The following is a 13,707-nucleotide window of genomic DNA, read 5'->3' as shown; positions in this document are numbered from 1 at the left end:
CGGTAATATTGTTGTGGCAGACTGGGGTACAGTTATAGTAAATGTTACTGTTGGTTAAAATTTAACCCTCAATTTTTTATATGCATAAAGGCGTACATCCGGATTGTTCCGCGTGTGCGCCGTTTTTTTTCATATACGCGATTCTCCATGATAGGAATACCACCTCTTATGATAGGAATACATACATTAATTCAAGTCACAGAAACACCGATATTCAACGTATACAAAACGAACAGGTGTATTCAAATCACAAATGACACATTTACCACCCATCATATAAAAGAAAGCAAAGATTGACACATATACCATATATCTATGATAGAAATACACACATGACAAATAAAGCTAACGGTAGTACATTTGTAGACACAATACAATTTGTGAAATTTTACCCTATACTCTGCCTATATGAACCCTTAATTCTGTAGGCAAACCTTAATTAACATAACCGGGAGGTTACATAATTAATAAAGCCCGCATTCTCAAGTTGTTTATAACGACAATCTGAGAATGCGGGCTTCTTTTTGGACTAATTTATGGACAGATTTGTCCGTATTCGGACACCCCTTTCAATACTTTTACCCTCATTTTCAACACAATATAAATATGGCACATACGTTGTAGACAGATTAGCAGATAAACAGAGGATAATATGGAAATAATTAAACTGGAAGGTATAACAAAAGTGTACCGCACAAGCGAAGTAGAGACCACTGCACTTGAAAATGTGAATCTCACCGTCAGAAAAGGAGAATTCCTTTCAATCATGGGACCATCCGGATGCGGAAAGAGTACGTTACTCAATTTAATGGGATTGCTGGATGTGCCGGATAAGGGCAATATCCTGATCAACGACACAAGAACCACCGAAATGAAAGACGGAGAAATGGCAGAGTTCAGAAACGAAATGCTGGGATTTGTTTTTCAGAGTTTTCATCTGATCAATTCACTGAATGTGCTCGACAATGTAGAACTCCCCCTACTCTACAGGAACTCCACAGCAAAAAGTCGACGGGAAGCTGCCGTAAAAGTATTGGAAAAAGTAGGACTATCACACCGCATGAGACATTTCCCGACCCAGTTATCGGGCGGACAGTGCCAACGTGTTGCCCTTGCCCGTGCCATAGTCGGTAATCCGCAGATCATTCTCGCCGATGAACCGACCGGAAACCTGGACAGCAAAATGGGAGCGGAAATTATGGAACTTTTATTCCAACTGAATGAAGAAGGCACAACCATCGTAATGGTTACACATGACGAGCATATCGCTGAATCAACACAACGCATCGTTCGTTTTTTCGACGGAAGACGGGTAGAATAAATCAAAAGAAACCAGTATGTACAAAGTATATTTCAAACAGGCACTGCTGATGCTGAAACAAAACAAGTTTATCAGCATGATCGCTATTATGGGAACTGCGCTGGCTATTATGATGATCATGACGATCATTGTGACAGACGAGATAAAAGAGATCAGCACGACACCGGAGATAAACAGGAACCGCACCTTGTATGTCGACTACCAGGTCAAAAGGGATACGGCCAGAAACAGCTGGCAGTCGGGATCTATCTCTTACGAGACGCTCAAAGAGTATCTTTATCCGCTGAAAACTCCCTTGTATGTTTCCGGAGTCAATCCATCATGGTCTAATATTCCAAATACACTGATTACGCGCGAAGGATCGAGCGAGATCATCAACGCACATATGCGGATAACTGATGTGGCTTATTGGAAAATAATGTCTTTTTCCTTCACGCAGGGACGGCCTTTCAGCGACGGGGAATTTCAGTCGGGAATATCCGCGGCTGTGGTCAGCGAAACACTCGCCCAACAAATATTCAAAGGAGAAAATGCGCTGGGAGAAACTTTTCTGGTGAATTTCAAACCATACCGGATCGTGGGTATCGTAGAAGATGTATCGCCGGTGTTCAAACAGGCATACGGCGACCTGTGGATACCTCATACCACACAGCCCGTCGAAAACAGGTTTACCGAAGTGATGCTGATGGCTGAAAGTCCGGAAGATTTTCCTGCTATTATAGAAGAGGTACGAAGAATGGAGAAAAAATTCGAAACGGAACACAGCCCCTGGATCCTCTATCTGAAGGGACCGGTAAACAACAAGATCTTCCAGAAAGGCATTTATGGAAACAATGCCGAAGAGATTACTTCTGCAATCGCCGTACAAAAAAGGAAAATGATTTTTATCCTGCTGATCCTGCTGCTGATACCAGCAATCAATCTCTCAGGATTAAGCCTCTCACGTATAAAGAAGCGGACGGAAGAGATCGGTATCCGAAAAGCATTCGGTGCCAAGAAATATACGATCCTGATACAGGTGCTTTTTGAAAACCTGATCACTTCGGTGATCGGCGGCGTGATCGGATTGGCACTCTCGTACGTCGTTGTCTTCCGGATGCGGGACTGGCTGCTGGATGTCCCGGCAGACAGTACGATCCCAGTCAGTACGCTCATCTCTTTTCCGGTCTTGCTGGCGGTATTTGCTGTTTGCCTGATCATCAATCTCCTTTCTGCCGGTATACCGGCTTACCGGGCTTCACGGATGAAGATCATTAATTCACTCAATCAAAATGACAAATAATTATGATACGTCACATATTTAAAATTATCTGGAATGAACGTAAAACGAATGCCTGGATCGTGTTGGAATACATACTTGTATTTTGCGTGCTTTGGTTTTGCGTCGATTACCTGTACTATATGGGTAAATGTTATTGGGAACCGGTCGGTTTCGACACGAAGAACACGTATGTGCTCGAGATGCAAAAAAAACCCGACACTTCCTTCAACAACACGGAAGGAAACGGAGAAACGGAAGTAGTGGACAAACAGGCACTGGCACAAACATTTCTGAACCGGGTAAAAAATTATCCGGGTGTAGAAAATGTATGTTTTTCCAAATGGGCGGCACCTTTTGAGAGATCCAGCTACATGAGCGGCTATTATATCGACGAAGACACGACCCATAATGTCACATTCCGGCTGAGATGGGTTTCAGAAAATTTCTTCGATGTATTCAGAATAAATACCACCGCCAAAGAGATTAGCGGCTGGGATGCTCCCGGAACGAACCAAATACTGATCACCCCGAACCGGGAAGGCTTATTCGGTAATGAAGAATACAGTGTTCCGCTGGAAGATGTGAAAAAACTAACTTCATCCACCAGCGACAGAAAGGAACATACTGTCATCGGGAGCGCTGAAAAAATGAAAGACGGCTATTTCAACTCGTATTTCTGTAATATATTGTTGCCGTTAGTAAGGGAGGAATATGATTTGCGGGAAATGCAGATATGTCTGCGTGTAAGCCCGGGTGCTGATAAAGATTTTGAAGAACGGTTTACAAAGGAGATGCGGGAACAACTAATGCTCGGACCGTATTTCATGAGTTCGCTGAAATCGATCGACAAAAATGCCCGGATAACAAACTGGCCAACAGATGATTTGAATGGCATCTATGCGATCACGGCTTTCCTGATCCTGAATATATTCCTGGGGATCATCGGGACATTCTGGTACCGCACGCAAGCACGCCGGAGCGAAGTCGGTCTGCGGCTGGCACTCGGATCGACCCGGTGGGGTGTGAAAAAATTAATTTTCGGAGAGACGTTGCTGCTGTTATTTATCGCCAGCATAGTGGGAGTAAATATCTGCATTAACATAGGGCATACCGAATTACTGGAACTTCTTGATATTCCAATTGCAAACAGAATGGATGCGGGTATAGGGAATGAACAGGAATTTATCAATTATGCACTGGCATTCGGTTTACTGGCTGTCATATCACTGATAGCGGTATGGTATCCTGCCCGACAGGCAGCAAAGATTCCACCGGCAGAAGCCTTACGGGATGAATAAAATTAGTAACTTTACAGTACTGATAATAATGAAACAATATTGGCTATGATACTTATCTGTGACGATGATCTAACGGTACAAACTTCACTGACCTTGGTGCTGAAGCGGGCGGGATATGAGGTTGCAACAGCTTCGAACCCACAAGAGACGGTCGACTTCGTGCGCCACACCTGTCCGCAACTGATCCTGATGGATATGAATTATAGTAATACGACTACCGGAGAGGAAGGGCTGGAGTTACTGGCGAAAGTCCGTATCTTCTGCCCGGCGGTTCCGGTAATCCTGATCACTGCCTGGGGGTCCATAAACCTGGCAGTGCAGGGCATACGGGCAGGTGCTTTCGATTTCATCACCAAACCCTGGAACAACCTGGCTTTGCTGAAAACAATACAGACTGCCATCCAGCTACAGGAAAGCGAAGAAAAAGAGACGGACGGAAAAGAAACGGAAAGGACCGACCGCTTTGAGAAGATCATCGGAAAATCAGCCCTCCTACAACAGATTCTCAATACAATTTCACGCATCAGCCGCACAAACGCTCCTGTCCTGATCACCGGAGAAAGCGGAACAGGCAAGGAACTGATAGCCGAAGCGATTCACGAGAATAGCAACCGCCAGGGCAAACCGTTCGTAAAGGTCAATTTGGGAGGTATTTCACAATCGTTGTTCGAAAGTGAAATGTTCGGTCATAAACAGGGGGCTTTCACCGATGCACGCCACGACCGGACCGGACGTTTCGAACTCGCCGACAAAGGAACGATTTTTCTCGATGAGATCGGAGAACTGGATATGGTTTGCCAGGTCAAACTATTAAGGGTGCTACAGGATCAGACATTCGAGCCGTTGGGTGAAAGTAGACCCCGGCAAGTAGATACGCGCATTATCTGTGCGACAAACAAGAATCTCCCGGAGATGGTGGCACAAGGCAAATTCAGGGAAGATTTATTTTACAGGATCAACCTGATCACAATACAGATGCCGGCTTTACGCGAACGGCTGGAAGATATACCTCTGCTTGTCGATCATTTTACGCAGAAACAAGCGAAACAAAATAACTTGTCCCCAATAGAAATATCACAGGAAGCATACGGATATCTGAAAAAACTTCCTTATCACGGAAACATACGCGAGTTGAAAAACCTGGTAGAACGGACAATCCTGATTTCCGGAAAGAAAATCATTACGGATGCCGACTTCAAAAAGCAATATATAGAAGTCCCTTCCAGCCAACCTGTAAGCGGGAATACGATCCTTTCGCTGGAGAGGGTAGAAAAAGAGATGATACAAAAAGCGGTGGAATTATATGGTTGCAATCATTCCAAAATAGCAACGGCATTGGGACTGACCAGGCAAACGTTATATCGCCGCCTTGAAAAATACGATATCAAATTACCGGAATGAAATCGAAGCTGATATTTTGGACGATCGCTGCTTTTATTGCCTGTATCGCAAGCGGTATTGGTTTTCTCTTTTTCAGGGAAGAACCGATCCCCTTTTGGGTCGTACAGTGTATCGCCATCTTATCACTCTTGCTGGCTACATTTATTTACCATAAGCTGGTCAAACCGTATCACATCCTGCTTAGCGGCATGCAACTTCTTAAAGACCAGGATTTTTCCACTCATCTGCGCCCGGTCAGGAACAAAGATGCGAATGAACTGATCGGAATCTTCAACCGGATGATCTCACAATTGCGGAGCGAACGATTGGCAGTACGGGAGAAAAACCAGTTTCTCGACCTGCTCATTCATGCCTCTCCACAGGGGATCATCATCCTGAACTTCGATAAACAGATCGTAGAGGTAAATCCCTCCGGATTAAAATTATTGAACATCTCCGAGCTTACGGAAATCAAAGGAAAGACATTCAACGAATCGACCTTTGAACTGGCACCTGCTTTAGCCGGGTTAAAACTGGGTGATGATGTGATGGTCCGAAATTCAGTAAATAAAATATACCGTTGCATCCATTCGTCTTTTATCGACCAGGGGTTCAAACATCCTTTTATCCTGATCGAAGAGATCACACATGAATTACAGAAAATCGAGAAAGAATCGTACGAGCGTATCATCCGCATGATGTCGCACGAAGTAAACAATTCCGTCGGTGCTATCGGCTCTACTTTGAATGTCGTTGCCGACATTTTTAAACAGGATGAAAACAATAAATGGGAATATGTACTGCCCGCAATCGAAGCTTCCTTCGATCGCTGCGGACATCTGGCCAGTTTCATCAGCAACCTGGCGCAGGTTATCCGTATACCCGAACCGACATTTTCACTTATCTCCCTGAACGAGCAGGCCCGTTCGGTATATGCCCTGACCAGCGCCGAATGCCAACAAAGAAATATAGAACTGGTCTTATCCCTCACAGAAGAAGACCAATATATTCATGTGGACGGTATCCAGTTCGAACAGGTCCTGGTCAATATCATTAAAAATGCTTATGAGGCGATCGGAAAAAACGGCAAAATACAAATCTACACGCACCATGCTCCTTTATCTATTATCATAGAAGACAATGGACCCGGCATAAGCGAAGAAACCAGACAGAAACTCTTCACCCCGTTCTTCACAACCAAATCTTCCGGCCAGGGAATCGGGCTGATGTTCGTCAGGGAGGTCCTGACCAACCACCAATGCAAATTCAGCCTGACGACAGAGAACGGTCACACCTTATTCAAGATACTTTTCAATACCGACACCAAACCCTGATCCGGCATTTCATTTCCCCCAGATAGACACTCTGCATTACAAAATATCCGGATCAGGTTTAACAAATCCGACCGGATTACGGAGTTTATTCCGGATTTTCTTTTGCGATTGTAATTCTGCTAACGTTTGATTGATGAGTTCCAGTTGCATCCGGGTATCATCATTAATATCGTTGTAGTCGGAAAAAACTTCTTCTATGTATTCCTTCAAATTTTTAACTTCTTGCTGAAGTTCTACAACCTTATCTGCCGGAGGGTTTAAAACCAAATGCCGCATAGCAACAAAAACACGTATAATCCCCCTGTTTATCTCTATTGCTGTTTTGGATTTAAGCACACTACTGAGCATAGCGACACCGAGTTCACTAAAGGCAAAAGGCATGTATTTGACATTGCTTCCTCGTTGGTTGTTCAAGGTGCCAAAATTGCACCTTGAAAGTTCTTCTTTCGTTAGCTCAAACATAAAATCCTCACCTTCAAACCTTTCTATATTTCTTTTTACGGAACGTTTCAAGTATTTAGTTTCTATACCGTATATTTCCGCCAGATCAAAATCAAGCATTACCTTTTGTCCTCGTATCTCGTAAATTTTATTCTGTATCAGTCGAAGTTCCATGGTTATTAATTTTATTTATTAAAATACAAAGCTACCATAAAAACGAATTGAAAACAACTCAAAAGGCATGAAAAACAAAAAAGCCCCAAAATCTTTCGACCTTGAGGCTTAAATCGTAGCGAGACCCGGGATTGAACCGGGGACCTCATGATTATGAATCATGCGCTCTAACCAGCTGAGCTATCTCGCCATCATGTTTTTGGTGTCATTTTTCTTATTGACGCTGCAAAAGTAGAGGTAATTTTTATATTATGCAACACTTTTGCGAAAAAAAATCTATTATTTTTCAGGGCTTTCAGCTAAGCCGTTAAAAATTAGATGCTTTTTTACTATAAGATTATTGGGTTATATCAATCTTTATGATTAACTTGCTGCGCAAATAATTGTATGAAAGATGAAAAAAGAGAAGTTTCATATCGAATACATCTTCGATAAAGTTTCGCGACGAAGTTTATGGAATCACCTCACTACCCCTCCAGGACTATCGGCCTGGTTTGCTGATGATGTAACGATTAACAATAACACGTACATTTTTAAATGGAACAGGGATGAACAAGAGGCGGAAGTGCTAGCCGTAAAACCGGAAATAAGTATCCGTTACAGATGGACCGACGAGGAAGAGGATAATGTATACTTCGAATTTTTAATTCACACAGTCGAACTTACAGGAGCAACCGCTCTTGAAATAACCGACTTTGCCGAGCCGGATGAAAAGAAAGATTCCATCAATTTATGGGATTCCCAAGTGGAAGAATTGAAACGGACACTCGGTATTTAGGTTGTTTTAGAGAATAATGTAATGTTCTTATCGTTTTTTACACTACTTTTGCCCCGTCAACCCGGATAGGTAATGTTGAAGATAAAACGATTATATACATTTATGCTGCAGACTTTCCTGCCGTTGTTCATTATGACCTTCGGTATCTGCCTGTTTATTGTACTCATGCAGTTCCTTTGGAGGTACATAGACGACATGGTGGGAAAGGGGTTGGGGATTCCTGTGCTCGGCGAAATGTTCTTTTATGCCGGATTATCACTCTTCCCCATGGCTCTCCCGCTAGCCATCCTGCTGGCATCTCTTATGACTTTCGGTAATTTGGGCGAGCGCCTGGAACTGTTGGCTATGAAATCGGCAGGGGTATCGCTTATTCATATAATGCGTCCCCTGATCATCACGATGGGGCTTATCAGTATCGGTGCTTTTTTCTTCCAAAACAATGTAATGCCTGTCGCACAGGTCAAATTATATACCCTACTCTACTCCATGCGTCAGAAATCGCCGGAACTGGATATTCCCGAAGGGGTGTTCTACGGGGAAATCACAGGATACAATGTATATGTAAAAGAGAAGGATAAGACCGGATTATTGAAGGATGTCATGATCTATGATTATTCGAAAGGATTCAATAAGACCAGTGTGATCGTTGCCGACTCCGGCAGACTAAAAACGTCAGCCGATAAGTTATTCCTTGTGTTATCTCTCTTCAACGGAGAATCATTCGAGAACATGGAAAACCAGTCGGGCAGCAGCAGCAAGAAAACGGCTGTTCCTTATCGCAGGGAGACATTCGAGAACAAAGAGATATTGATCGAATTCGATGCCAATTTCTCCCGCTCCGACGAGTCTCTCATGGCAAACCAGTATATGGGCAAGCAACTGAACGATCTGCAGACCTCCATCGATTCCATGAGCGTTCGACTCGACAGCATTAAAGCGCTCAATGCCAAGAATGTCTATGACATGTCGTATAAGAGAACATTCTCCAAGTCAAAAAAAGAATCGGTTCTACAGGAGGAACCGGGTGCAGCCGTAGTTGCATCGACAAACAATACAGACTCACTGACTAAAAAATCCGACGAACCAGTCAAAGTCATTAACTTCGACAGCCTGTATCTGGCAGAAACACCGAGCGGCCAGGCAGCATTGCTCGTTCGTGCCAAATCAAATATAGAAAGCGTAAAAGCCGATTATTATTTTAAAGCCGCTACTCAGGGAGACGAAGCCTATAAACTACGTCGCCACCTGACCGAGTGGCATAAGAAATTCACGCTTTCATTCGCCTGTATCGTTTTCTTCTTTATCGGGGCCCCGCTGGGAGCCATCATCCGTAAAGGAGGATTAGGTATGCCGGTCGTTATCTCCGTTATCCTGTTCATCTTCTATTATATTGTAGATAATATAGGATTCAAAATGGCACGCGATGGTATATGGCCTGCCTGGGAAGGAATGTGGCTGAGTTCCGCAGTTCTGGCCCCATTGGGTATTTTCCTGACTTACAAGGCGGTAAACGACAGTGTGATATTAAATGCAGATACTTACCTAAACGCCCTGAAGAACTTTATCGGTAAACGCGCAGGCCGCAAGGTAGAGAAAAAAGAGGTAATCATTTTCACTCCCGACTATGCAGGCTTGTTACCGCGCCTGGATAAACTGGCTGAAAACTGCGTGGTATATCTGAAGAACCATAAACGTTGGCTCAATTATTTTACTTTCTGGAAACAGGGAGGAAAAGATCATACAGCCGAACAGCTGGCTGCAGAAATGGAAGGTATCATTGAAGAATTGGGAAATTCGGATCAGAACCTGATACTCAACAAACTGATGGATTATCCTGTTATTGGCGGATATAACCAACGGAATACTCATTTCAAAGGAAAAATCGGGCTGGCGCTCGGTATATTCTTCCCGGTAGGATTACCGATCTATCTGCTCGCCACATACCAGCGCAAGTTATTACGTCATGATATACAGGTTGTACAAAAGACGAGTCAGGAATTGGAGGATATGATCAGCAATTTGGAAACTAAAAATTAAAAATGATATGAGTGAGATCAAATTAAACACTATCGAAGAAGCAATTGAAGATTTCCGTGAAGGAAAATTCCTGATCGTAGTCGACGATGAAGATCGCGAAAACGAAGGAGACTTTATTGTAGCTGCGGAAAAGATAACACCCGAAAAAGTAAACTTCATGATGACATACGGTCGTGGTGTATTATGTGCCCCGATCACAGAAGAACGTTGCCAGGAACTGGATCTGGATATGCAGGTTGCCAGAAACACTTCCATGCTCGAAACTCCGTTCACCGTAACAGTCGACAAACTAGGTGGTGGCTGTACGACCGGTGTTTCCATGTTCGACCGCTCTGAAACGATCCGGGCATTGGCCGATAAACAAACGAAACCTTCCGATCTGGGGCGTCCGGGACATGTGAATCCGTTACGCGCCCGTTCACGTGGTGTACTTCGCCGCGCAGGACACACGGAAGCAGCAGTCGACCTGGCACGCCTGGCCGGTCTCTATCCGGCAGGAGCGTTGATTGAGATTATCAACGAAGACGGGACTATGGCTCGTCTACCCCAATTAGTGGAAGTTGCTAAAAAATTCGATATCAAGATTATCTGCATCAAGGATCTGATCGCTTACCGCCTGAAAACAGAATCGATTGTCGACAAAGGTGTCGAAGTAGATATGCCTACACAATACGGTCATTTCCATCTGATTCCATTCCGTCAGAAAAGTAACGGACTGGAACATATTGCTTTGATAAAAGGAGATATCTCAGGCGATGAACCTGTATTAGTTCGCGTACATTCATCTTGTGCTACCGGTGATATTTTTGGTTCGATGCGTTGCGAATGTGGCGAACAGTTACATAAAGCTATGCAGATGATCGAGAAAGAAGGACGCGGTGCCATCGTTTACCTGAATCAGGAAGGACGCGGTATCGGTCTGATGGATAAAATGAAGGCTTATAAACTTCAGGAAGAAGGATTGGATACAGTAGATGCCAACCTGCATCTGGGTCACCAGGCCGATGAACGCGATTATGGTGTCGGAGCACAGATTCTGAAACATATCGGCATCACGAAAATGCGCTTGATGACCAACAATCCGATAAAACGCGTAGGGCTGGAAGCGTATGGCTTAACTATCGTGGAAAACGTTCCTATCGAAGTCACTCCGAATAAATACAATGAGTTTTATATGAAGACAAAGAAGGAGCGTATGGGACATGTTCTTCACAACATCAAATAATTAGCAAATTGTTGCAAAGAATCCGATTATTAATTACTTTTGTCGCAACTATTTAAAATAACCTATACAAACAGCAGTGTCATGACACAAGTTTCAGATCGTTTAGCAAGTTTATCGCCTTCCGCTACGTTGGCGATGTCTCAGAAGAGCAATGAGCTCAAAGCACAAGGTATCGATGTTATCAACCTGAGTGTGGGAGAACCTGATTTCAACACACCTGATCACATCAAGGAAGCAGCTAAAAAAGCGGTAGACGACAATTTCTCTCGTTACTCTCCGGTTCCCGGTTACCCGGCATTACGCAATGCTATCGTAGCCAAACTAAAGAATGAAAACGGGTTGGAATATACAGCTACTCAGATTTCTTGCGCGAATGGAGCAAAGCAATCCGTTTGTAATACTATCCTGGTATTGGTTAATCCCGGAGATGAAGTGATCATTCCGGCACCATTCTGGGTTAGCTATCCTGAAATGGTTAAATTGGCAGAAGGCAAGCCGGTAATCGTTACGGCTGGTATCGAACAAGACTTCAAGATCACTCCGGCCCAGCTGGAAGCAGCAATCACTCCGAAGACCAAGGCGTTAATCCTCTGCTCACCCTCCAATCCGACAGGCTCTGTTTACAGTGCAGAAGAGTTGGCAGGTCTGGCTGAAGTATTGAAGAAACATCCGGAGATTATCGTTATTGCTGACGAAATCTACGAACATATCAACTATATCGGCAAACATCACAGTATTGCCTCTGTCGATGGCATGAAAGACCGTACAGTTATTGTAAACGGTGTTTCCAAAGCGTATGCAATGACAGGCTGGCGTATCGGTTTCATTGCCGGACCGGAATGGATCGTTAAGGCTGTGAACAAATTACAGGGACAATATACTTCAGGTCCTTGCTCTGTATCTCAAAAAGCTGCGGAAGCTGCTTACACAGGATCACAGGAACCGGTTGAAGAAATGCGTAAAGCTTTCGAACGCCGTCGTGACCTGATCGTGAACCTGGCAAAAGAAGTTCCGGGATTCGAGATCAACAAACCGGAAGGTGCTTTCTACCTGTTCCCGAAATGTAGTTATTATTATGGTAAAACGGACGGAAGCAACACGATCAAAGATGCTGACGATCTGGCTATGTATCTGCTGGAAAAAGCACACGTTGCTTGTGTAGGCGGTACTTCTTTCGGTGCTCCTGAATGTATCCGTATGAGCTATGCTACCAGCGATGAAAATATCGTAGAAGCTATCAAACGTATCAAAACGGCACTGGCTGAATTGAAATAAAAAAAGAAAGTTTCTATAAACAGAAAAAGGGGCTCCGAAATCGGAACCCCTTTTTTATATCATTCTGCTTACGCTAAATTATTCAGCACGCAAAGTGAAACGTTTGAATGCAAGGATCTTCAATTCAGGATCAGCTTCCTTCATTGTTTCCTTAACAGTCTTCTTGCCATCCATAATATCTTCCTGGTTCAGCAAGCAAACTTCCTTCAAGAACTTGCTAAGACGACCCTGAGCGATGTTCTGAATCATTTGTTCCGGCAAATTAGCAGCCTTTTCAGCAGAAACAGTAGCGATGATATCCTTTGCTTTTGCTACATCTTCAGCTGTAATCCAACCTTTTGCCATATTGCTTTCCATGTGATCTTCGCTATCTACATGTGTAGGATTAATGCCGCCTTTCTTCAAAGCAGCTTCTACAGCTTTCTGAACTTGTTCAGCTTTTGTCTTTTCGATAGCCACCTGGATTTCCTGTTCTTTTACTGATTCCGGAACACCAGCTTCATCGATAGCGATCGGGTTCATTGCAGCGATCTGCATAGCTACATTATGAGCAACCTCTTCTGATTCTTTGTTGAATGCAACAATTGTACAGAGCTGATTCTTACCCATGTGGTTGTAAGTAGTGGTATAAGCACCTTCTACTACATTGTAGCCGTCCAGTTCCATCTTTTCGCCAGTGATACCGCTACGGTCAGTAACAGCGTCCTGGATAGTACCTTTACCCATCGGCAATGCTTTTACTTCGTCCAGAGTCTTGCACTTGTTAGCCACAGCAGCGTCAAGGATAGCCTGAGCCAAAGCAACGAAATCTTCATTCTTAGCAACGAAGTCTGTTTCGCACTTCAAAGCGATAATAGCAGCGAATTCACCGTCTTTCTTAGCCAGTACACAACCTTCAGCAGCATCACGATCAGAACGTTTAGCAGCAATTGCCTGTCCTTTTTTACGGATAATTTCCATTGCCTTTTCGATGTCACCGTCAGCTTCTGTCAAAGCCTTCTTACAATCCATCATACCAGCTCCACTCATTTTGCGCAGCTTGGTAATATCAGCCATAGTTACAGCCATAATTTATTTCCTTCTATTTAATGTTTATACTATTCTAAAACCAACAATGGACAATGGACAATTGACAATTCCTAAGAACTTGACTGCCAAAAGCCTATTGCCCATTGTATTTTTA

At 43.7% G+C, this 13,707-nt stretch carries 11 protein-coding genes and 1 tRNA gene; 9 read left to right on the top strand and 3 right to left on the bottom strand.

From position 1 onward, the window contains the following. The first annotated feature begins 652 nt into the window (after window positions 1-652). From IEY67_RS10745 to IEY67_RS10725, 5 genes are read left to right on the top strand one after another with little or no spacing between them, the layout of a single operon-like run. Complete coding sequence (locus tag IEY67_RS10745; RefSeq protein WP_221267755.1) at window positions 653-1,321, top strand: ABC transporter ATP-binding protein; 669 nt, start codon at window positions 653-655, stop codon at window positions 1,319-1,321. Between the two features lie 16 nt (window positions 1,322-1,337). Beyond that, complete coding sequence (locus IEY67_RS10740; RefSeq protein ID WP_183668505.1) at window positions 1,338-2,603, top strand: ABC transporter permease; 1,266 nt, start codon at window positions 1,338-1,340, stop codon at window positions 2,601-2,603. A gap of 2 nt (window positions 2,604-2,605) precedes the next feature. Continuing rightward, the gene (locus IEY67_RS10735) at window positions 2,606-3,880 is read left to right on the top strand and encodes an ABC transporter permease (protein ID WP_183668503.1); all 1,275 of its coding nucleotides are present in this window, start codon (window positions 2,606-2,608) and stop codon (window positions 3,878-3,880) included. Between the two features lie 45 nt (window positions 3,881-3,925). Next, complete coding sequence (locus tag IEY67_RS10730; protein ID WP_183668501.1) at window positions 3,926-5,281, top strand: sigma-54-dependent transcriptional regulator; 1,356 nt, start codon at window positions 3,926-3,928, stop codon at window positions 5,279-5,281. Continuing rightward, the gene (locus tag IEY67_RS10725) at window positions 5,278-6,594 is read left to right on the top strand and encodes a sensor histidine kinase (protein ID WP_183668500.1); all 1,317 of its coding nucleotides are present in this window, start codon (window positions 5,278-5,280) and stop codon (window positions 6,592-6,594) included. The genes IEY67_RS10730 and IEY67_RS10725 overlap by 4 nt, the downstream gene beginning before the upstream one ends. A 36-nt stretch (window positions 6,595-6,630) precedes the next feature. Here IEY67_RS10725 and IEY67_RS10720 read toward each other — a convergent pair whose 3' ends face one another. Next, window positions 6,631-7,209, bottom strand: coding sequence for an ORF6N domain-containing protein (locus IEY67_RS10720; protein ID WP_122355412.1), 579 nt, complete (start codon window positions 7,207-7,209; stop codon window positions 6,631-6,633). Window positions 7,210-7,325: 116 nt separating this feature from the next. Continuing rightward, window positions 7,326-7,399: transfer RNA gene (locus IEY67_RS10715), tRNA-Met, on the bottom strand. A gap of 204 nt (window positions 7,400-7,603) precedes the next feature. Here IEY67_RS10715 and IEY67_RS10710 point away from each other — a divergent pair. The 4 genes from IEY67_RS10710 to IEY67_RS10695 all read left to right on the top strand — a co-directional run bounded on the left by IEY67_RS10710 (window position 7,604) and on the right by IEY67_RS10695 (window position 12,524). Beyond that, window positions 7,604-7,987 carry an START-like domain-containing protein gene (locus tag IEY67_RS10710; protein WP_122355414.1) on the top strand — a complete coding sequence of 128 codons (384 nt, stop codon included), beginning with the start codon at window positions 7,604-7,606 and terminating at the stop codon, window positions 7,985-7,987. 72 nt (window positions 7,988-8,059) lie between these two features. Further along, complete coding sequence (locus IEY67_RS10705; protein ID WP_229801024.1) at window positions 8,060-10,024, top strand: LptF/LptG family permease; 1,965 nt, start codon at window positions 8,060-8,062, stop codon at window positions 10,022-10,024. 7 nt (window positions 10,025-10,031) lie between these two features. Next, window positions 10,032-11,249 (top strand): bifunctional 3,4-dihydroxy-2-butanone-4-phosphate synthase/GTP cyclohydrolase II, encoded by a 1,218-nt coding sequence (locus IEY67_RS10700; protein WP_122355418.1) that lies wholly within the window; start codon window positions 10,032-10,034, stop codon window positions 11,247-11,249. 81 nt (window positions 11,250-11,330) lie between these two features. Then, entirely contained in the window at window positions 11,331-12,524 is a 1,194-nt protein-coding gene (locus tag IEY67_RS10695; RefSeq protein WP_183668498.1) for a pyridoxal phosphate-dependent aminotransferase, read from the top strand. Between the two features lie 78 nt (window positions 12,525-12,602). Here IEY67_RS10695 and tsf read toward each other — a convergent pair whose 3' ends face one another. Next, window positions 12,603-13,592, bottom strand: a complete 990-nt coding sequence (gene tsf / locus IEY67_RS10690) for a translation elongation factor Ts (RefSeq protein WP_122373717.1) — start codon at window positions 13,590-13,592, stop codon at window positions 12,603-12,605. Window positions 13,593-13,707: the final 115 nt, after the last annotated feature.

Origin of the sequence: Parabacteroides faecis (genome assembly GCF_014647375.1) — a bacterium.
GTDB lineage: Bacteria > Bacteroidota > Bacteroidia > Bacteroidales > Tannerellaceae > Parabacteroides > Parabacteroides faecis.
Note: the sequence above shows the minus strand (reverse complement) of the source record. Positions and strands in the feature narration are given on the sequence as shown.

Coding starts and splice junctions, on each gene's coding strand:
- IEY67_RS10745 (WP_221267755.1), top strand. CDS start 653: ATGGAAATAATTAAACTGGAAGGTATAACAAAAGTGTACCGCACAAGC.
- IEY67_RS10740 (WP_183668505.1), top strand. CDS start 1,338: ATGTACAAAGTATATTTCAAACAGGCACTGCTGATGCTGAAACAAAAC.
- IEY67_RS10735 (WP_183668503.1), top strand. CDS start 2,606: ATGATACGTCACATATTTAAAATTATCTGGAATGAACGTAAAACGAAT.
- IEY67_RS10730 (WP_183668501.1), top strand. CDS start 3,926: ATGATACTTATCTGTGACGATGATCTAACGGTACAAACTTCACTGACC.
- IEY67_RS10725 (WP_183668500.1), top strand. CDS start 5,278: ATGAAATCGAAGCTGATATTTTGGACGATCGCTGCTTTTATTGCCTGT.
- IEY67_RS10720 (WP_122355412.1), bottom strand. CDS start 7,209: ATGGAACTTCGACTGATACAGAATAAAATTTACGAGATACGAGGACAA.
- IEY67_RS10710 (WP_122355414.1), top strand. CDS start 7,604: ATGAAAAAAGAGAAGTTTCATATCGAATACATCTTCGATAAAGTTTCG.
- IEY67_RS10705 (WP_229801024.1), top strand. CDS start 8,060: ATGTTGAAGATAAAACGATTATATACATTTATGCTGCAGACTTTCCTG.
- IEY67_RS10700 (WP_122355418.1), top strand. CDS start 10,032: ATGAGTGAGATCAAATTAAACACTATCGAAGAAGCAATTGAAGATTTC.
- IEY67_RS10695 (WP_183668498.1), top strand. CDS start 11,331: ATGACACAAGTTTCAGATCGTTTAGCAAGTTTATCGCCTTCCGCTACG.
- tsf (WP_122373717.1), bottom strand. CDS start 13,592: ATGGCTGTAACTATGGCTGATATTACCAAGCTGCGCAAAATGAGTGGA.